15 protein-coding genes are annotated in these 21,782 nt (G+C 43.2%); 3 read left to right on the forward strand and 12 right to left on the reverse strand.

The genetic code is table 11. From position 1 onward, the window contains the following. Positions 1-82: 82 nt before the first annotated feature. The 5 genes from BLS69_RS08120 to BLS69_RS32540 form a co-directional block, all read right to left on the reverse strand. On the reverse strand, positions 83-1,060 hold the full coding sequence (locus BLS69_RS08120; RefSeq protein ID WP_091030212.1) for an alpha/beta hydrolase: 978 nt from the start codon (positions 1,058-1,060) through the stop codon (positions 83-85). A 164-nt stretch (positions 1,061-1,224) separates the two neighbouring features. Next, complete coding sequence (locus BLS69_RS08125) at positions 1,225-2,871, reverse strand: DUF4179 domain-containing protein (RefSeq protein ID WP_091030214.1); 1,647 nt, start codon at positions 2,869-2,871, stop codon at positions 1,225-1,227. Next, complete coding sequence (locus tag BLS69_RS08130) at positions 2,846-3,391, reverse strand: RNA polymerase sigma factor (protein WP_091030217.1); 546 nt, start codon at positions 3,389-3,391, stop codon at positions 2,846-2,848. The genes BLS69_RS08125 and BLS69_RS08130 overlap by 26 nt, the downstream gene beginning before the upstream one ends. Positions 3,392-3,609: 218 nt before the next feature. After that, positions 3,610-4,908 carry an NCS2 family permease gene (locus tag BLS69_RS08135; RefSeq protein ID WP_091030219.1) on the reverse strand — a complete coding sequence of 433 codons (1,299 nt, stop codon included), beginning with the start codon at positions 4,906-4,908 and terminating at the stop codon, positions 3,610-3,612. Positions 4,909-5,271: 363 nt separating this feature from the next. After that, a complete protein-coding gene (locus BLS69_RS32540) occupies positions 5,272-5,400 on the reverse strand; it encodes a DUF6254 family protein (protein ID WP_240768016.1) in 129 nt (42 codons plus the stop codon). A gap of 181 nt (positions 5,401-5,581) precedes the next feature. Here BLS69_RS32540 and BLS69_RS08140 point away from each other — a divergent pair, with 181 nt between their 5' ends. Further along, entirely contained in the window at positions 5,582-6,433 is an 852-nt protein-coding gene (locus tag BLS69_RS08140; RefSeq protein WP_091030221.1) for an aldo/keto reductase, read from the forward strand. 135 nt (positions 6,434-6,568) lie between these two features. Here the strand turns inward: BLS69_RS08140 and BLS69_RS08145 are convergent, their stop codons facing one another. From BLS69_RS08145 to BLS69_RS08155, 3 genes are read right to left on the reverse strand one after another with little or no spacing between them, the layout of a single operon-like run. Continuing rightward, positions 6,569-11,026 (reverse strand): carbohydrate binding domain-containing protein, encoded by a 4,458-nt coding sequence (locus tag BLS69_RS08145; protein ID WP_091030224.1) that lies wholly within the window; start codon positions 11,024-11,026, stop codon positions 6,569-6,571. Positions 11,027-11,068: 42 nt separating this feature from the next. Then, positions 11,069-11,947 carry a carbohydrate ABC transporter permease gene (locus tag BLS69_RS08150; RefSeq protein WP_076210648.1) on the reverse strand — a complete coding sequence of 293 codons (879 nt, stop codon included), beginning with the start codon at positions 11,945-11,947 and terminating at the stop codon, positions 11,069-11,071. Between the two features lie 15 nt (positions 11,948-11,962). After that, on the reverse strand, positions 11,963-12,913 hold the full coding sequence (locus tag BLS69_RS08155) for an ABC transporter permease (protein WP_017688355.1): 951 nt from the start codon (positions 12,911-12,913) through the stop codon (positions 11,963-11,965). Positions 12,914-13,059: 146 nt separating this feature from the next. On the opposite strand from BLS69_RS08155, the gene BLS69_RS08160 reads away from it, so the two are divergent. Further along, positions 13,060-14,769 (forward strand): sensor histidine kinase, encoded by a 1,710-nt coding sequence (locus tag BLS69_RS08160; protein WP_091030226.1) that lies wholly within the window; start codon positions 13,060-13,062, stop codon positions 14,767-14,769. A gap of 11 nt (positions 14,770-14,780) precedes the next feature. Next, a complete protein-coding gene (locus tag BLS69_RS08165) occupies positions 14,781-16,421 on the forward strand; it encodes a response regulator (RefSeq protein WP_017688357.1) in 1,641 nt (546 codons plus the stop codon). Between the two features lie 156 nt (positions 16,422-16,577). Here the strand turns inward: BLS69_RS08165 and BLS69_RS08170 are convergent, their stop codons facing one another. From BLS69_RS08170 to BLS69_RS08185, 4 genes are all read right to left on the reverse strand, one after another. Further along, positions 16,578-18,224: an extracellular solute-binding protein gene (locus tag BLS69_RS08170; RefSeq protein WP_371129065.1), complete on the reverse strand. Its 1,647-nt coding sequence runs from the start codon at positions 18,222-18,224 to the stop codon at positions 16,578-16,580. Positions 18,225-18,451: 227 nt separating this feature from the next. Beyond that, positions 18,452-19,165: a beta-glucanase gene (locus tag BLS69_RS08175; RefSeq protein ID WP_091030231.1), complete on the reverse strand. Its 714-nt coding sequence runs from the start codon at positions 19,163-19,165 to the stop codon at positions 18,452-18,454. 312 nt (positions 19,166-19,477) lie between these two features. Continuing rightward, entirely contained in the window at positions 19,478-20,182 is a 705-nt protein-coding gene (locus tag BLS69_RS08180; RefSeq protein WP_091030233.1) for an ankyrin repeat domain-containing protein, read from the reverse strand. Positions 20,183-20,192: 10 nt separating this feature from the next. Beyond that, positions 20,193-21,701: an S-layer homology domain-containing protein gene (locus BLS69_RS08185; RefSeq protein ID WP_091030236.1), complete on the reverse strand. Its 1,509-nt coding sequence runs from the start codon at positions 21,699-21,701 to the stop codon at positions 20,193-20,195. Positions 21,702-21,782: the final 81 nt, after the last annotated feature.

The raw sequence follows: 21,782 nt of genomic DNA on the forward strand, positions 1-21,782 counted from the left end.
TATGTGTTTTAACTTGTTGGCTGTTCTGATAACAAAAAAACCACGGCACCAAGTTTGGCACCGCAGTATAAGGATCATTATGCTATTGGATTTGTTTCATGTAAGATTTGAATTCCTCGGCGATTTCTTTGTATTTCGTATGATGCAGGTAATGTGAACCTTCCATTGGGATCATTTTGCCCTGCGCGGATTGTTTCACTTGCTCCTCATGCAGCGGAATCCACTGCGGATTTTTCTCGTTATTGGAAAGAACAAAGAGAAGTACTGGCAGATCACGAGGATACGTGAGTTTTTCTCCATTTTTGAAATTGGAACCCAGATGTTTAAGCTCATCTACTAATGTCGGATTTGTCGAAACTTGATTCGAAATCAATTTCATCTGTTCTTTGGTATGTTCATCGTATGCAAGTGATGCATATGAATCACCACTCACTTTATTGAGTACTCTCATTAAGCCTGATTTTTGAAGGAATTTCATTAAGTTCAAAGGTAATTTAACATCCATGCCAGGTTGATTCGGAACACTGCTATCGATCCCCACAAAAGCAGAAACTTCATCCGGATACGTGTTCACATAAGTCGCCGCGTAGAGTCCCGTGATGGAATGCCCCATCAGAATATAACGATCTATACCGAGCTGCAGTACAGCTTCATGAATTTCACTAACAATATTCTCGGTGGTTCTCTCCGTTTCGGTTTGGTCACTTAACCCATAACCGAAAGGCTCAATTGCCACAACTTTGTAATCAGGCGTCAATTCATCGATTAACAATTTGAAATCAAGTACTGGCGACGGGGTCCCTTGTCCGGGAAGTAGCACGATGGTTTGTTCGCCGCTGCCTTGAATGGATACATTCATATTCTTCCCATCAACATTGACATATTGGCCGTACGATTCGATTTTCTTTTTCTCGGCCCCATTACTTATCGTATGAACGACAAACGTGATGCCCATGAACAGCACCAGCGCGCCGACTATACCACCTATAATTTTTAACCATAAGTTCCGTTTTTTACGGCCCTTAGTCCCCGTTGTTGTTACTTCCACTGTTTTTTCCAAATCAATCTTCTCCTGTCCTATATATCTGCAGAGCCGCTCTTGCGACATAGATATAGTGTAACCATGGAAGATGTCCCCTTCATGACGGGAATATGAACGGAGTATGAACAAGCAAAAATTATGTTGAGGCGCATAGACTACTGTGGATGTCACATTTCATGATTTTATAACGATTTACCAGTAAGTGATACTCGAAGTTCCTTCTCCTGTGACCTGGTTGTATAGTTCCAAACGTATAGCTCTAAATCTGATTTCTTAAAATCTTTATACACGTCCATATGTTTGTTCCCTAACTCTGAGAAAAAGTGGGGTACTAAGTAATGTTTTTCTTCTCCTTCAAGGAAGTAGGTTTGGTTAACCCCTCCAAATGTATTATCCGGGCTTTCTGACTCTACGTACAGATTACCGTCCTTGATATAATAGGTCCAGATGATAGGAAACCCTTCGTAATCGCTCGCAATAGTTTTTGGTTCAGTGGATATATCAGTTAGATGAATGGATGCACGACTACCTGCATGTTCATCTACCCTTTTCTTTGCGATTAAAGTCATTGGTTTGTCTACTAATGACTTAACATCCATGAGAAAATTGGATTGTTCAAAGCGCAATTCTGTTTGATTTGCATTCATTTTTCCATCAAGCGATATCAAGCCATCCATGACCTTGCCGTCCACTTGAAGTTGATAAGTCCGGTACGGCAATCTGAAATATTCTTCATCATGATCGATCGTTAAGCGAATTTGTGTTGGTGTTACTACCATACCACTTATGCTTGCCTCATCAGCTAAAGAATGTATTGGAATATTCAGTTCTTTCTTAAAGGTGCCCGTATCCATTTCTTGACGAGATAAGAGTAGATTCAGGTTCCATGTGCCTTCTGTCCGTTGTTTTTCATGAGTGTATGTGAAGGTGAAGCGATCCCCTTCTTTGAACTGCTGCTCGTTATACATTTGTCTGCTGAAATAGTCACCGGATACTCCCTTCATGCCATACTCAGGATTCTCCGTTTCTTTAATGACCTCTTGTTGAGTATCATAAGCTCTGATTCCAGCCCAAGATTGTTCCTTCACCTCTGAATCAGAGAAGGTAACCTCAGAATTAATCATGATCTCGCCTTTAGCATATTTGAAGGACTGTACTTCTATTTTGTCGATCCCATTCTTTTGTATATTAAACTGCTGCGTACTTGAATCTTTAGGATCAAGACGAATCTCTTGCTCAAGGTCTTCTAAGTAAAGAACATCAGAAATGGAGAACTGAAGATCTGATTGTTTCTCTTGCATAACCCAGTCTGTCTCAAAATACCCCTGATAAACGCCTTGTTCAGCATTCCATTTCTGATAATAGTGCCCTTCAATAGGTTGCCCATTACTGTCTTTTAAGAGCATTTGATTATATCTGATTTCTTGTTTCTCAGTTTCCAATTCTGGCTTGATTGTGTATAGTAACACGGTCCGGTTGTCATCCACAAATGCATTATGCACCGTTAATGTAACTCCGTGGGCTGTTACGCTTTGTTCAATGAGCTGGCCATAACCAGCTTTAAGGGCCGACTCAATCCCTGATTTATTGGACAAGACATCGCTCCAATCATATTGTAAGGCTGCATATACAGGAGTGGCCATGACGGCTAAGGAAATACCCAGGACAATAGCTGCCTTCGTTTTCTGCCTTTGGGGTCTGTTATGAACATCATTAACTACTCGCAATTCTCCCGTTTGAATGCTATTAAACATCTTTTCAAAGTCTGGATACTCCACCTGTTCTGAGTGTATCAAATGATTCTTAACCTTGTATTCTACTGACTTCATAAGTGTTATCTCCTCTCATGTTAACTTTTTCGTAGAATTCAATTTTTTTTCGCATTAGCTTTAGAGCTTTGTATAATCTCGTTCGAACTGTCCCTTGTCGAATGTTTAAAGTCTCTGCAATTTCAGCTACGGAAAGATCACCAATATATCGGAGAGTCACGACACTGAGAAGCTTGTCCGGCAATTTCTGGAGCTGCTGCTCGAGTTCAGCAAAGGAAAGCTTAGCCATAACTGTAGTGTCAACCGGATCATTAGATAACACTTCTTGTTTATGCAGTAACTGCATTTTGTTTTGCTTCTCGCCCTTAACTTTGTTTCTTCTAATAATATTCAGACATTGATTCATGGCAATACGCATGATCCAGGTCCTTAGATGTGACACATTTCTCCAGTCTTGGCGGAACACGACAACAAAAACATCATGGCATACATCTTCTGCATCCTGCACGTTTTTGAGCATATACAGACATGTGCGATATACGTCTTTGTTGTACGTATGGAATAGTTCATGCTCGGTCACTTCCTGCACTCCTTTCTTGTTGGGATATAATATAGACAAAGCAGAGTCGGAATTTATTCACTTTTTCTTTGAGTAGTTGTACTTTGATTACAATAATCATCTGTTTAACGGAAATAAAGCAGCTGCCACTCGGCAACTGCTCCTTTCATAGCGGTTTTTGATACAAAAAAGGAGAACTGCCATTACACAAGCAGTTCTCCTTAGGATAAGACAGTTTCTTAGTGGTCCAGGAACACAAGCTGAATGAAGAACAATACCGCAAAAATGTAGAAGATTGGATGAACATCTTTACCTTTTCCACGAAGCAGCTTAAGTACCGGATAAAAGATGAAACCTACGCCGATGCCTGTCGCGATACTATGCGTCAATGGAGTAAGGATGATAATCAGGAAGGCAGGAAATGCTTCTTCGAGATCATCCCATTTGATTTTGCTGATAACGTTAATCATAAAGTATCCAACAATGATCAGTGCCGGAGAAGTGATCGCCGGAATGCTTGATATTACACTTACGATCGGTGTGAAGAACAAGGTCAGCGCAAGCAGTACACTTACCGTTACCGCTGTCAGTCCCGTTCTTCCTCCTGCAGCTACCCCTGTGCTGGATTCGATGTAAGCCGATGTTGGACTTGTTCCGAGCAAAGCGCCTGAGGTTGTTCCTACGGCATCTGCCAATAATGCGCCACGCGAGCGTGGAAATTTACCATCCTTAAGCAATCCTGCTTGTTCAGCAACGCCGAGCATCGTGCCCGTCGTATCAAACAGCGTGATCAGGAGGAACGTAAATATGATCGTATACAAACCATTCGAGAATACACCTGCCAGATCCAGTTGCAAAGCCGTTGACGCGAGGCCTTGCGGCATGGATACAATCGATTCCGGCATTTGGAATAGTCCCATGATCCAGGCAAGTATCGCTGTTACCACCATTCCGATGAAAAGGTAACCTTTCACATTATAAGCCATCAGCACAACGGTAATAATCAATCCGATAATGGTCAGATAAGCCATCGGCTCAGCCAAGTTTCCGATCGTAATCAAATTCGATTCTGAATCGGCAATAATGCCGGCATTTTGCAGACCTACCGTTGTAATAAACAATCCAATCCCTGCGGTTATGGCATGTTTTAAGCTAGCAGGAATTGCATCAAGCAACATGTAACGGAATGAAGTCAGTGATAAAATAATAAACAAAAGCCCTGCTATAAATACGGCTCCCAGTGCAACCTGCCAAGACACGCCATATCCGGCAACTACGCTATAGGCAAAGAATGCATTCAGGCCCATACCCGGCGCAATGACGATTGGATAATTGGACCATATTCCCATAATCAGAGTTCCCACAATACTTGCCAGTACCGTTGCTATGAATACTCCGTTAAAGTCCATGCCTGTGCTGCTGAGTATTCCTGGGTTTACGATAACTATGTATACCATTGTGAAAAATGTTGTGACCCCTGCGATAATTTCTGTGGGGATGCTCGTGCCTCGTTCTTTAAGTTTGAACCATTTGTCCATGGTAAAGCCAGCCTCCAACTTTCAAATTATACTCCAAAGCTAAAAACAAAAAATCCTAATCTTCATATAGGATTGTAATATTGTAGCTCCTATATTCGTTGTTAGGATTTAAAGATTCAACAGCTAAGCTCTAAACTAAACATAAAGATACTCATATCTGTTTTCAACCTGAAGTCCATTTCGTATTCTAATTAAAATCACATGCAATGTCAATGAATTAACGATTTGTTCACAGTTATTTACGAACTATGCAGGCATTATATCTTGTGTTCATTCGTTTTTAGGATAGAGTATGTACGTATTGCTCAATGTCTGCAATATATAAAGAAAGACTGTCAGCAATGTTCACTGACAGTCTCTTGCTTATTTTGTAGTAGGTTTCTCTTCATATTCGCTGGATAATTCTTTGAGCGATTTGATTTTGCCATGGGGATGCTGTTCTTGCTTTCGTGACTTCCAGGCAGCTTCTTTTCGTTTCTTCTGGTCAGCCATACAAGATATCCTCCTCTGGAAACTGAGATGTATACTACTTCTTTATGATGTCATTCCTGGACAACTTTATTCTGCATGCATAGCTAATAAGAGAATTAGGCAAGCATATAAGACAAATTAGATATCGGTTTTTAGAGCAGGAATGCAATAATATAGACATGCCACAACTGGAGGTTAATATATGCAAAAAGTAATTTTAAATAATGGTGTTGAGATGCCTATTCTCGGCTTTGGTGTGTTTCAGATTGCAGATGCAAACGAATGTGAACAAAGTGTTATGGATGCCATATCGGCTGGGTATCGTCTCATTGATACAGCTGCCTCTTATCTAAACGAGGAAGCTGTAGGCAGAGCGATTAAACGCAGTGCCGTGGCTAGAGAAGAATTATTTGTCACGACAAAACTTTGGGTTCAGGATACGGGTTATGAACGTACCAATCAAGCATTTGAAAAATCCTTGGAACGATTGCAATTGGACTATTTGGATTTATATTTAATTCATCAACCTTTTGGAGATGTACATGGTTCTTGGCGTGCAATGGAGGAGTTGTATCGTGAAGGAAAAGTACGTGCAATCGGAGTGAGTAACTTCCAGCCGGATCGTCTGATCGATTTGATTCTGCAAAACGAAGTAACCCCTGCTGTAAACCAGGTCGAAACTCATCCCTTCAACCAGCAGATCTTAACTGGACAATTCATGAAAGAAAATAATGTTCAGATCGAGTCTTGGGCACCATTTGCTGAAGGGAAAAATGACTTGTTCCAAAATGAGGTATTGCTATCTATAGGTGAAAAGTACAACAAATCGGTTGCTCAAGTGGTTTTGCGTTGGTTGACACAACGTGAAGTCGTTGTTATTCCAAAATCGGTGCGTAAAGAAAGAATTATTGAAAACTTCAATATTTTTGATTTTGAATTAAGCCAAGCAGATATTGAGTCGATTACTGCGCTAGACACCAAACAGAGCCTATTCTTCTCACACAACGATCCTGAAATGGTGAAATGGATCAGTAATCGCAAGCTGGATATTTAATTCCAATCTGTATCTTCATAAAAATCTTGAAGGCTAGCCTTTCTCTTCACGGAAAGATTGTAAAAAGAATCCGATTCCAACATACTGGAATCGGATTCTTCATTATTTAGAAGCTAGAGATATAGAGACTAGAAGCTAATTGACAGGACCCAGATTAATCAAGCTGACCTCGGATAATGAGACGGTTGTGTTGCCATCTTGCGCACCATCAATGTTACCCAGATCAAATGAAATTCGAGTATTCGCATAGCTGTCTTCTGTTGCATCAAATGTAAACGTGAACTCCTGTTCTTCTGGAGTCAAATCAACTCGTGCCCCAAAGAAACCATGCCATTCATAGTTGGCAGCTGCATCGACCCATCCAATCCCCAAACCCAATTTCCTGGACTTCTCCGCTTTGGCTTTAAACGTTAATTTATATTTAAAACCTTGCTGTATGCCAAATCCTTCATTGATGACTTGACGATCCCATGGATGCTGTCCTGCATGACCAATCTTTGCTTGAAGCTGTTGATTGCTAACTTGCATCTCAAGATCAGCCGCATTGCCATCCGCGTAGGTAAACCAGCTGTCTTTACCTTTGGAGAAGTCTCCATTGGAAATAAGATTAACATGAGCTGGTTGCCCTCCTTGATCTGCATTCGGATTAACTTCATATAACTGAATGTTATGGATGTTAATCGCGTGTTCACCTGTAGATAGTGGATATCCTAGTCCGAATGCAAGTACGGCTGCCGAATCCGAGGTATCCCCCATGGTGATTGTATAACTATACGACTGTGGATCTGTGCTTAATTTCACTTCTTCTTCCAAATACTTCACAAAATCCCCTGCATTCTGAGAAAGAACCGCTTGCATGGATTTAGGACTTGAAGCAGATGCCTCGAAGGTAAGTCGGTATGATTTATTTGCATCCAGTTTGATCTGACCTTGTTGCAACAAAGCATCCCACCAATGTTCACTTGTACCTGGCAAGTTGATCGTTAATCCTTCGCCCTCGTCATGTGAAGCTGTCAGATGATCAGGAATCAGCTCCCAATGATTCAGATCCGTTGCAAGCTGGCTGTTCTGAACTTTGTTTCGTGAAATATCCACCCAGCGTGTATTATAATCTGCTCCTTCAAAATTCACATAATAGGATTTGCCTGCTGCCAAGTTGACCCCTGGGAAATACACGGTTTTGTATGTTTGCCATCCCCCCGTGTCTCCCAGACTCAGTTCGGATTGAGCAACGATTGTCCCTTGTTCATCCTGAATACTGAACCGTACCTCAGAATCACTTTTCCCACTAGCCATTCGGGCAGACAGAACATATTCTCCCTCTTGGGCTACATCGATTTTATATTGCAGCAGATCTCCCTGATCCATGTAACTGACATGTTTTCCGCCTTCTGCGGAGTCCTCCAGTTGTAAGCCCTGCATCTCCCAGGCTTCGGTTGCAGGGACATGTGCGTAGCCATTCACCGAAAGAGGTTTTCCGCGTTTTGTCAGTCGAACATTGTCTACATATACCTTACCTTCTGAACTGCCGAATAACAGTTGTAGCTCGGACTGGGCTATGGAGGTCCCATCTCCAATAACAATCTCTCCAGTATATGTCTTCATTTCTTGGCCCAAGGAAAGGTTTTTCCCCTGATGAATCTGCACGGAATGTCCATTGCTGCTGACCAGATCAATATCCATACTTCGCGGAGTATCTGCCTTGGCTTCTAAGGAGAAGCCGTACGTTGTATTCGCTTCCAGCTTCAACTCCGGCTGGTTCACAGACACCTGCTGTGGCTCACCATTCGTTTGAGTAACATCAACAACGAGTTGGCGTTCCATAATTGGGAATTTCAAAAAGTTGTTTACGCTGATCTGAGCCTTTGCACCTTCTTGAATGCTGCTTGACCAGAATCCCAGACGTTCTTTACCTTGATCAAACGTTCCATTGTAAATGAAGTTGCCATCAGGTAACGCGTTGCGTTCAACCGTTAGCGGATCAGCCTCACCCACCTCGATCAGCCTGACATTGGCAAACCAAACGGTTGTATCATCCAGCCCCAGATTAAATTCGAATCTGGCATTGTTATCCGATCCATCCCGCATATTGAAGGTATAGTCATAGGATTGCCAATCTGGCGTGAGTGCAAAGGTGTTATCACCCGAATAATTGGTCCAACTTTTTTCAAATTGGTTCAGTTTGGACATGATTGTACGGTTAGCAGATGCTTTCGCATCAAATAGTATCTTGTACTTTTTGTTTTTCTTGATGTACATCGGCATCTGAGTCAGTTGAACCGAGTAGTTTTCAGTACCCGATGCATCAATGGTAACTTCTGCTGCTTTCCCTTTCTGCTCATCCGTTACAACTTTGACACTGCCAGCTCCATCAGCATTTGTAATGAATTTCCACTGCTGAGGTACTCCATTTTCTTCAGACCCTTCCGTAAAACGATCATTGTAGATTTGATTGCCATCGGTTTGTGGTTCACGCTGTTGTGTGGGCTCGATGGGGTTTGTTGTTACATCAGGCCATGTGTTGAGATTTTTATAAGAGTACACACGCACAAAATCAACATTCATCTTTTCAGAAGTGAAATCGCTCTCAGGTGAGCCCGGCCAGTCTCCGCCAACTGCCAGATTCAGAATCAGATAGAATGGACGATCAAATGGTGCAGGGAACGTATAATACTCGGGTTGGCCCGCGGCCTTCGTTTGCCAGTTAGTCACTTCATGATGCAGCTTTCCATCCACATAGAAGCGAATCATACCCGGCAACCATTCCACCTGGAAATCATGATAATCGTCAGCGAAAGTTTCTCCCTTCGGAAGAGTAAGGCTTCCCTGATCGTGTCCATGGGAGCCGTCAGGCTTCACACTGTCATAATGTAATGTGCTATATACCTTGTTATTACTCTCTTTGCCACCAATTAGCTCCATAATATCGATTTCTCCAGAGGCAGGCCATCCGCCATAATGTGCTTCATCTGTTGGCATCATCCATATGGCAGGCCACATGCCTTTTTCAATAGGAAGCTTCGCACGTACAACTACTTTACCGTAGGTCCAGTCGCCCTTTCCCATGGAGATCAGTTTGCCAGAGCTGTAATCCTTACCATTTTTCGGACCCTTTTTTGCTTCAATCTGCAACACGCTTCGATTCTGATCTTTCGTAATCCGAGTGTTGTCCGGGCTGTAATATTGCATTTCATTGTTATAAACGAGTCCTGTATCCTGCACGGTCCATTTGGAAGAATCAATCGAAGGCCCGTTAAACTCATCATTCCAGACCAGCTCCCATTGATCATGCGGAATCGTTGTTGCAGGAACTGGTTTTTCGCCCGCAGGATTGCTTGGTGTTGATGGTGTAGACGGTGATTGCCCGTCTGGAGAAGATGGTGTGGGTGTGCTTGTCACATTTGTTGAACCATCAGGCTGCGATGAAACAGGTTGTTGGGCTTCACCCAACATGGATGTGCGCAACCCTTGTTTTACTTTCTCTCCGTTGATCACAACATCATCGGCATCTACACTCAATTTTAGGATTGTACCTTTGGTATCCATTCGAGTCTGACCCGCTTCTGCATGGATATTCATGGAATCAATCAGGCTGTTTGAAGAGATCTCCAGAATGGATTTCTGCTTTACATGCATCTCCTGAATGTTACTTTCTTCTGTGATGGCAACTCTGACGGGTTCCCCACGTTTGTCAACGACTACTCGATTCAGCTTGGAGTTGCTAATGTTGATGGAATGACTTCCTCCGCCTTTAATAATGACACTTCCTGTAACCGTTACGCCCTGAAGAACAACAGTCCCCTCGCCAATGCCTTCTGCCAGCAGCAGATTTCCGTTGATAACGGTATTTTTCAGCGTGACATCTGTCGAGTTAACAATGAAGTTGCCATCCACCCGGGACTCGTATACACCAGGAGCGTTTTTCACATCTGCAATCATCGCTGACAGTAACTCTGCCGTCTCTGCTCGTGTAATCGGGGCTTTGGGATTTAATTTACCTTGGAAACCTTTGATGATGTTCTCGTTCACTAGATAGGTAAGCGCTTTCTTAGAATAACTGGAAATATCATCAGCATCCTGAAAGTTCAATGGTTCACTATCTTCGTTCGCAGTCGTAGAAAGTTGAAAAGCTCGATCCACCATAACCGCTGCATCTTGCCGGCTAATCGGTTGTTTCGGTGACAGATGTTCACGGTCTGTGCCTTCAATAATGCCCGAACCATGGGCCCGAACCATCACATCCTGGTACCAATCGTCTGAAGACAGATCAGCAAAAGAAGCCGTTTCCGTATTACCGGTGAAACCAAACGCCCGATCCAGAATCATAACGAATTCAGCTCGGCTAATGACCTGATTGGGCTTAAATGTGCCGTCCGTATAACCTTTCAATAGATTCAAGTCCTGCATATGTGTAACTGCGGATTGTGACCAATGCCCGGTCAGGTCTGTATAGGGAACAGAGAAGTGCAGGCTTTTCGCCTGCACATTTCCTACCTCCGCTTGACCCTGTACACTTTCTGCCCCAGCAGTTGCTGGATAAACGAGGGTAGCCATTAAACTCCATGCCACCATACATGCCAATCCTCTTCTCATCTTACTTCCTCCCTCAGCTCGGTTATCCTTGCGTTGCATAGCCTATTCCTTGACTGCTCCAATAACAATTCCCTTTACGAAGAAACGTTGTAAAAACGGGTATACCATCAAAATTGGAAGTGCACCAATAAAGATCTGTGCTGCGCGTACGGTTCGCTGCGAGATATTCTCCAACATGGAAGGGTCCACATTGATTTTGCTGAGATCTTGCTGAACGATAATGGTCTGTAACAGAGAAGCAAGTGGATAATTTTTAATATCAGACATATAGATCATGCCGTCGAACCAGGAGTTCCACTGATACACCATCGTAAATAAGGACAAGGTTGCGATCGCTGGGAGCGACAGTGGTACGTAGACCAGAATCAACGTTTTGATATGACCTGCTCCATCCAAATAGGCGGCTTCTTCAAGCTCTTTGGGCAGACCACGGAAGAAGTTCATCATGAGAATAACGTTCCACACGGACAGTGCTCCAGGCAGAATAAGTGCCCAGATGGTATTCATCAAGCCAAGCTTCTGGATCAGAATGTAACTTGGAATCAAACCGCCACTGAACAATATGGTGAAAACAAAGAACCATGTATACAACGAACGACCTTTAAAACTGATATCTTCTTTCGATAACGGAAATGCGGTTATGAGCATGATGACCATACCAATGATCGTTGCAATTACAGTCCGTTTAAGTGATACGATCAAGGAGTTGATGAAGTTTGAATTCCCGAATGTTTTTACATAAGCGTCGGTTGTGAACCCGATGGGCCAGAAGGTAACCAGGTTTGATGATGCTGGCGCCATACTGCTGAATGAAACAGCCAATATATGAATAATTGGTAAAATGCAGAGTATCGATAATATCCCAAGAAAAGTATAGTTAGCGATGCTGAATATGCGGTATCCTTTTGTTTTATAATACAAGCCCTTTTCTCCTCTCTAGAAAACTCGATAATTAGCCAGTTTGTAAGCCATTCTGTACGATATAACAATCAAAATGGTAGCAACCACAGATTTGAACAACCCTACTGCTGTGGCAAAACTCATCTTCCCGTTCAGAATCCCGAGTCGATATACAAAGGTATCAATGATGTCGCCTTTGTCATACACAAGCGGATTGTACAAGTTGAATACCTGATCAAAACCGGCGTTCAGGATATTGCCGATAGAGAGTGTCATCAGTACGATTGTAATCGGCATTAATGCCGGAATCGTAATGTGCAGCGTCTGTTTAAACCGGTTGGCCCCATCCACCTCGGCAGCCTCGTAGAGTGCAGGATTAATTCCTGAGAGAGAAGCCAGAAATACGATCGTACCAAAACCAAATTCTTTCCACACATCACTGAGGATCAGCGTTATTCGGAACCATGTACCGTCTCCCAGGAAGAAGATCGGTTCTCCTCCAAAGGCTACGACAAGCTGGTTGACCATGCCGCCCTGAGGAGACAGGATATCGAGCAGAATACCACCGAGAATAACCCAAGATAGGAAATGCGGTAGATACACAAGCGTTTGACTTACTCTCTTGAATGCCGTCAAGCGCACTTCATTGAGCAAAATGGCAAACAGGAATGGAGCGAACAGTCCTGCGATGATTTTGAAAAATGCAATGACCAGCGTATTCCAGATCACCTGACCTACGTCCGGATATAAGAATAAATATCGGAAATTGTCCCAACCCACCCATTTGGATTCAGAAAATCCCAAGTATGGTTTGAAATCCTGAAAAGCAATTACAATGCCACCCATCGGTATGTACTGAAACACCAGTGCCAGCAATACGGCTGGAATGAGCATCATATGCAAGGTCCAGTTCCGTTGCATATTCCAGCGCTGTTTAACCCTGGTGGAGCGCCGTTTATGCGGCGTTTCTAACGTATGTTCCTTCACTCCTGCATCCCCCATGTTCTAAATTTTGTATTTTACAAGTCATCGTGAACTTGTATATTAAAATTATAGCAATGGAAATTTGTGATCTATATCCTAATATTGCAACAACGATATCAATATTTTAATAAGATTAAGGAGGTTGGACTTTGTTCACACGCTTGAATGTCTTTACCAAAATTACTCTGTTGTTTGTGATGCTGCTTATTCTGGTGTTGTTTCTCTATACATACTCGAACCGGGAAAGCGTGCGTGTTATCGAACACGAGATTCAGAACAATACGATGAATCACCTCTCAACATTTGCTGATTCAGTAGAATCCAACATTTACCAATTGTCGTTGTATGGGATGTCTATTGGGCAAGATTCGAGTATTCAGGAGTATCAACGCCCCGACTACAAGGACATTCCCTATGAACGTGTGAAAGTTGGAAGTGCTATTCTGGAAAAGATGAATCTGTACAACGCAGCAAGCAAATGGCATTCGACCATCACACTATACTTCCCAAGGATGCAAAAAGTGATATCAACGGATTATTATGCTTACATTCCGTACAGGGATGATGAGTTTAAGGAGCCTCTCTCCCAATCCTGGACCTATGCCGACAATCAATTTATCTGGTACACTACCGATCCAACGACAGCGATGGCGAGACCTGGCAAAGCCAGATTGATTACCAAAATCAGTTTTCCAGTTCATCACTTAACTGCACTTCTTAATCAAAACAAATTAAATAATAAAGGTGACCCGTTCATGTTCCATCCCGATTATGGATTAATCAGCAATAGTTCTGGAAAGGAAACCTTGAACGCGATCCTGCCTTCCCTGAAAGCAGCAAAACTGCAAGCCAGCGGTGGATTCACCACAACGTTAAACAAAACGGAATATTACGTCTCCTATATTCAATCCAAGAGCCTGGGCTGGTATTATGTTGACTATGTGCCAATGCAGCAGATTTTGAAACCGATTACGAGCAGCCGGAATCTCTTTTACGCTTCAATTGCCGTTCTGATCGTGATGAGCGTTGTTGTATTATATACACTCTACCGAAGTGTGCAGCTTCCACTCTTACAGTTAGTGAAAGGGACGAATCGCTTGTCCGCCGGGGACTTTTCCGTTCGGCTTCATCATTCTGCACGCAATGAGTTCAGCCTGTTATTTGCACGTTTCAACATCATGGCTCAACGAATTCAAGAATTAATCGAGAATGTATATGAGGAGAAATTACGAAGTCGGGAAGCCACACTCAAACAGTTGCAATCGCAGATTAATCCGCATTTTCTATATAACTGTCTGTTCTATATCAAGAACATGGCCCGAATGAAAAATGAAAAGGCCGTGGTAGCCATGGCACTGAATCTGGGGGAGTATTACCGATACATAACCAGGTCCGAAAAGGATCAAGCCACACTTCGTGAAGAGCTGACGATGGTCAAAAATTATTTGGAAATCCAGTCACTTCGTCTGGAACGAATGCATTTTACAATCGACGTGCCCCATGATATTTTAGATAAAACAGTTCCCAGACTAACCCTTCAGCCTATTATTGAGAACGCTATTATTCATGGTCTGGAGCCCAAATCGGTGGATGGTCAGATTAAAATCTATGCGGACTGCGAGGATGATGTGTACACGATTATCGTGGAGGACAGCGGGCTGGGCATGTCTGAGAAACAGCTTGATCATCTGAGGGATAATCTTCTTAAACCGCTGGATGAGAATATGGGATGTGGTACATGGAATGTCCATCAGCGTTTGTCTTTTCTGTACGGTGAAGGATCTGGACTATCCTATGAACAGTCTTCAATGGGTGGAATTAAAGTTAACATCACATGGCACGACAATACAGACAAGTAGGTGAACGACCCATGCTGCAAATATTACTAGTTGACGATGAACGTTCCGTCGTGGAAACGCTGGCAGAGACCATTCCGTGGGAAAGCTGCGGGATCGGTACAGTTCATGAAGCCTTGTCCGGTGCAGTGGCGCTGGAAATTATGGACAACCACGACATTGACATTGTAATTACGGATATACGTATGCCCGAAATGTCAGGCATTGCACTGATTACAGCGATTCATGAAAAGTGGCCGCATGTGCAGACGATTCTGTTATCAGGTCATGCCGACTTTGAATATGCGAAACAGGCCATTGCACAGGAAAGCTTTGATTACTTGCTGAAACCTGTTAGTGATGAAGATCTCATCGAATCCGTGCAACGTCTTGTTCATCGAATTAAAGAAAAGTGGGAAACCGCAGCATCTCATCAAAGAGCCTTACACGCCTTTCAGGATCATCTGCCATTGCTTCAATCCACGATGCTGCATGAGTTGCTGACTGGAAAAGTCTATGATCAGAAGACGCTGGCAGACAAGCTTGATCTGCTGGAGCTTCCCTACTCCGTAGGAGAAGATCTCGGCATGCTGATTATCCGTATGGAGAAACATCTATCCGATATGGCACACGGCGACCTGGCCCTAATGGAATATGCGATATGTAATATCATAAGTGAAGTGATGCATAATCATTTTCATATCTGGCACACACGAGACGTTCATGATTACATTGTTGTTCTGGTAAGCATGAAACATTCCACAACGATGAGTTATAGCAGGAGTGAGACGCCTCAGACATTGCTTGAGCAGTATGCTGCCCAGATTCAAACCAATGTTCAGTTATACCTGAAAGGTGCAATCTCCATTTCCGTCTCCAGTTGGGGCAAGTTTCCCCACGAAATTGGAGAACTCTATGAGCGAACGGTTATGTCCATGCGTAAACGGATGGGTCAGGTGCAAGGTTTGTTTGTCACCGCTTCCGATGAAACGGATGCCAACCCTCTACATACGATCAGGTCGCTGTATCAGCCACCAACGTTGATTAGCCTGCTCGAAGCTGGTCGCTTTGAGGATGTCGAACAGAAAATCGAGCACATTTTTGAGGAACTGCTGCATTCCAATGAACATCATGATATTGCCGAGTCAACCTTTGAGGTGTATTTTGCTATTGCGGGTGCGTTTGCGTACATCATTCATAAAAATGGCAAACAAATCTCTTCTTTGATTCCAGCAGAGTCCTATCGTTACTTTCAAGCTCCCAGCTATTCCACTGCGCAGCAGCTACAGGACTGGTCCGTGCGTACACTTCATTACATACGAGATGATGCTGAACAAGAGCTTAGAGACAATCACAGCACCATTGTGCGCAGCGTCAAAAGTTTTGTCGATCTTCATCTGGCTGGAGATGTATCGCTGCCTGCAATTGCCGACCATGTGCATCTGCATCCAGTGTACTTGTCCAAGGTATACAAGGCGGAGACAGGTGAAGCACTTACTGCCTATGTGTACCGATTAAGAATGGAGAAAGCAGCCTATCATTTGCGAACATCAACCGCCAAAGTGTTTGAGATTGCAGAACTTGTCGGTTACAACAATACCGCATATTTCATTCGAGTTTTCAAGAAATTTTATGATCTTACACCGCAAGAATATCGGGAAAATCTGCCGGTTTAAGAGAGTACTCAGGCCAGAATTGACGTTCTAGTAATCTCTCCGGTTTCCCCTACTCTACATCGAATACAAAAAGGCATTGCCGGAGTTCATCTCCTGCAATGCCTTTTTGGTGCTTATGGGGCCGCGATGAATCAATTCAGCCAGCCCTGCGTCATACTATTTTCCGCTTTTCACGGAATCATACCACTCGTTAACTTCTTTCGTAATCTGATCTCCGCCTGAAGATTTCCATTTCTCAACAAATGAGTCGAACGCATCAACAGAGGTTTTGCCATATACAATTTGAGAGAATGTATCTTTCTCCATCTTTGTCAAAATATCATTGTTCATCTGCATTGTCATTGAAGGTGCTCCAGTAAACATCTGATTGAACACGATATCTTTTTGATCCAAAACAATCTTGGCTGCATCAAGCATAGGTACTGGTACACCTGATTTGATTTTCTTCTCAAACGGTGTAGTTGCTTCTTCACCGCTCGCGAGCTTGGCAAGTGTTGTCATGCTTAGATTTGGAATACGCGCTCCATCAAACGTTAAGGTGTACTTCTCTGGAGCATAACCACCCGTAAGACTTGCATCAGTTGATGGTTTCCCATCGACCATTACCCAATCGTACCCTTCGGCAAATCCATGTTCGAACTCATCGCCCTCTTTAGGATTTGCATAGTGATCAAAGAGATAGTTCTGATAGGTGAAAAAGGCTTCCGGATTTTTCATGTCTTTGTTAATCAGAATTACGCCATTTCCATTCGACGTACCATGTCTTCCTGCTTGACCGTTTGGACCGGAAGGAATCGGATAGGCTTTGTATTCAGCCTCAGGGTTGTTCTTCTTCACATCCTCCAACGGCCAGGATGGCATCCAGTGAGGACCTACCACAATACCTGCTTTTCCAGCAGTAAATTCTTCAGCTGCTTTCGTCTCGTCATACACACCGGCTTCTTCCGGGATATAACCTTTGCTCATCCAACTCTGTAATTTGGCCAAAGCCTGTTTTGCACCAGGTGTAACGGAACCGTATTCAAGTTTTCCGTCTGCCGTCAGATTCCATTGGTTTGGCATTGTACCATAAGCACCAAATACCCAACCAGCTTCTGACATCCATGTGTTCAGCCAGTTCTTGAAGCCAACGGTGAGTCCGTAGGTATCCTGCTTCCCATTGCCATCAGGATCTTGATTCGTAAACGTTTCCATAATGACTTCAAGATCATCTATCGTTTTAGGTGCTTCCAGATTGAATTTCTTCATCCAGTCTTCGCGGATCCACATGACAGGATCACCATTATAGGAATAGTCCAGAATCGGAATACCGATCTTTTTGCCATCTTGCATGTATGGATACCATACGGAAGGATCTTCGTTTACGGCTGCTTTCCATGTGTCGCTGGCATATTTGTCAAACAACTCGCCCGCATCGACAAATTTTCCGGACTCAATCAATTCACGCACCAGATTGAATTCGCCGCGATACGAAATAATGTCTGGCATGTCTGCATTAGAAGCCAGTGACAGGCGCAGTTTCGTCTCAAATGCATTATTGGTAGAAGGAGATATCCACTGGTTTTTCAACTCAATCCCGAGTTTCTCCTTAGCCCATTTGGTATGGACGTTGTTATCCTGATCCTCGCCTGGCTTAAACTTCACGTCTGGACCCCATGGTCGTAAATACGTAATGGATACTGGTGGATCATACTTCCCATTTTTGAGCTCCAACGTTGTCGCTGGTGTACTCGATTCTGTTTTCTTGTCGCTCCCGTTACTACACCCACTCAAGGCTGCAGATAGGGCCAATACACCGATCATGACCAAACTGCCTACTCGTCTCTTTTTACTTGTGTCCAACTTCGTTCCCCCAGTCTATGTAATGTTGCTTACAGGTTAATCATAATGAATGTTTGATATTTATGCCCATACTAATATTGCAACATTTATTGCATTAATTTAGGATATTGGATATTGAATACATATATTGAATAAATACAATTCCAGAATATAGAAAAAAGCAGCCACTAACGGCTGCTTCAGTCTGCTTAATTACTCGTATATTTGACCCAATCGTACTCTGCATAGAGCGGATTGGCACCGTTATAAGGACCGAGCCAGCTATCTACTCCTGTTCCATTCCAGAGGTTCATCATGATTTTTCCGGGTGTTTTAGGAATATTGCTGGTTGCCGTATGCTTCAATACCCCATCAACATACCATTTGATATGTCCCGGCTGCCAGTCAAATGCGTACGTATGGAAACCTTGGGATGCATCAAAACCTAGATTGATAATCTTCTCATGATTACCAACCCCATTGGTGTAATAATTAAACTGCACTTTGGTTGTGTCTTTTCCTAAAAATTCGATATCAATCTCATCCCATTGGGTGCCATGTGCGGGCCCTGTGTATGTGAAAAAAGACGAAACTATACCTGTGTTCTTGGCAGGTTTCATACTGACTTCATACAAGCCGTACCCATACGTATTCGTGGAACGGTACTCTCCACAATCATACTTGTTATTCGCAGAGCTGGTCAAACCAAGCTTAAGCTTACCATCACTTGTGAAATTAACATTGTTAGCCCTCCACGTACAGTTAAACATGCTCCCATTGGAATACCCATCCGCTTTTTGCCACGTACTTGCGTTAAAATAGGTTAGAGGTTCCCAGAAAACATAACCCGCGAAAGCGCTTACCGAAAAAAACAAAGAGATGATACCAGTTACCGCCAAAGTATACCAAGACTTCCTCTTCATCATACACCTCCATGAATGATTCCAACATGTAAAAGCAGTATAATAATAGATAGCGCTTACATGGTTGGTATTTCCATTTTATCTGGAAGCATAGTGGTACACTATAGTAAACTTTAAAGCAGAGATATTCAATTTTTAAGATCTTCGTTCTTGTATCTAATCATGTCATGTTAAGAGTACGCCAGTTTCATACACGTAAGATTAATTGAATGAAGCGCCTGCCCTTCAGCATAGAAGGAATCAGGCGCTCCATGAAAACCATTTTTACATATATCTCAACATGTTTGTTAATTTATTCACCCTAAAAGGGTTTTATTTCGCACCAGCTTGTACCAAAATGTCTTCAATTTCTTTAAAGCCTTTATTCTTCGCATGACTGAGTGGTGATAAGCCATCACGATCCGGTATGTTCACGTCTGCTCCGTGATCAATGAGTAATTGTATCGTCTCCTGCTGCTGAGCATTGCCATCGTTAAGAATGATCGCTTCGAGTAGCGCTGTCCATCCCAATTGATTCACATGGTCCACATCCACCGAAGTTTGAGTCAGGAGTTCTCGCACTACATCTACATATCCATGCTCCGAAGCTGGAATAAGTGCTGTCCCTCCATATCGATTCGTTATCGCTGGGTCCGCTCCCGCCTCGATTGTCAGCTTCAAAATATCCAAGTATCCTTCAGCCCCAGCATACAGAAACGGAGTATTTTTCATATCGTCCTGTATATTCACATCTGCCCCCGCTTCAATTAACACTTTAGCCGATGTTGAATCATTATTGTAGGTTGCAATCATTATAGCGGTTCGTCCACTCTGATCTTGAGCATTGATATTGGCACCTGCTTGAATCATTTGTTCGATGCGTTCAGTATCACTGTCCTCTACTGCCTTGAACAGCTGTTCATCTGCTGAAGTCATGGCCTTTTCCTCCACGTTAGAGTCGTTTCTCATTTCAGGCACGCAGCCCTGGACGATCAACATACTGCTTATCAGGACAACGATGATCAGCGATTTACTCATACTGCCTCCTTTACTCCAGTGTTAAGGTGACCGAAGAAGCGATACTCCAATCCCCAACTGGGTTTATTGTATACGTAGTACCCGGAGTTAACTTCCCATCATTTGTTAGGTCGAATACACCCGTCGCACCTTTTCGACTTGAATATTTATAAGTGGCCGTCAGAACATCCCCGCTAGGTGAAGTTAACGTTACACTTCGACCAGAGAACAGTTCATCCCCAGGGTCCTGGTCAAGCGTAACTTCAATGGAGGTTTCGCTCACTGCTTGAGCACTTGCAACCACCAACGAATCAAACGATTTCGCTGTAAATGAAGCATTTTCTAGGTTCGCCCAATCCGAAGTAACCGTATATGTGACACCTGATTTCAGCGTTTGACCCTCAGGCAAACGGAACTTCGGTTCTTGTTTACCATCTGTGGATTGTGTGAACGGAACATATCTGGCAACGATAGGCTCGCCACCTTCTGGCGTAATTACAACTTGTCTTGCTTGCATGGAAGAGATGATTTGATACGTTTTGCCTCCTGCTTGCTCTTGATCATTCAGCACAAATGCATTAGCTCCTCGGCCACCGCTGTAAGCCGAAATGATGTAACCGTAATCCACTACACCGTTCACTTGCAGTGCTTCAATCTCGAATGTATCATTCGTTACTTGACTAGCCGTTGTCATGTTTATTTTCGTGCCACTACCTTCAAAGGACCCAGCGTTTTGCCCTTTGTAAGTCAGGTTGTACACTTCACCAGCATCTTGTACGGACGTTGGAACGATGTAAGTCGCAATTGACCCTGTTTTCAAACGGGGCATATTGGTTAATGTCATCCCGCCACTAAACGCAAAGTCCGTTTGTGCCTTGGCAAAAGCTTCATTCGCTGCTGTCAGCGGTTTGTCAAAAGTTACAATTAACGTAATGGCATTCAGTGATCTAACGCTCTTGATTTGAGCTTGCTCTGAAGGAATAGCTTGGTGTGCGGTTTGTAACAACACTGCTGTTTCGCCACGCGTTGCTGAACCGTTCTCGGAGTAGAACACGCTCATCCAATGGTGAACGGACTTTACATCACGTTGCATTGCTTTAGATACGACTTGTTCGAGTTCAGCATCCGACACTTGAGTCTGCGGATTGAATTGTCCATCGTTAGCTTGCATGATGCCGAGTTCAACAAGCTTTGACGCATATGGCGCATACCATGCATTGGGATTTACATCCGTTAATTCTACGGTTTCTCCCGTCTTGCTCTCCAAATTAAATGTTTTGAAAACCAATGAAGCTAACTCCGCACGGGTAATTGCTCGATGTTCACCCATAGATTGATCTGCATATCCGTTCATGATCCCCAAGCTATTCAGATCCTTGATAGCAGCTTCAATCTGTTGTTGGGTAAGCTCTGTGGTTGTTGCCGCAATGTTAGTAACGTATGTAGCTGCATGTACTTGATTCGCAGTTAACGGGAACACTGCTGTACCTAATGCAGTTATGGTTAGAAATGTAGCGATTTTGCGGGTTGTAGAATTCATAGTTGAATTCCTCCTCTATAGGTTGTAGTTGCCTGTATCTATAGAATAGAGGACAAAAAGAAACTCCCAAGGACAAAGTTA

Source organism: Paenibacillus sp. CF095 (assembly GCF_900101225.1).
Classification (GTDB): domain Bacteria; phylum Bacillota; class Bacilli; order Paenibacillales; family Paenibacillaceae; genus Paenibacillus.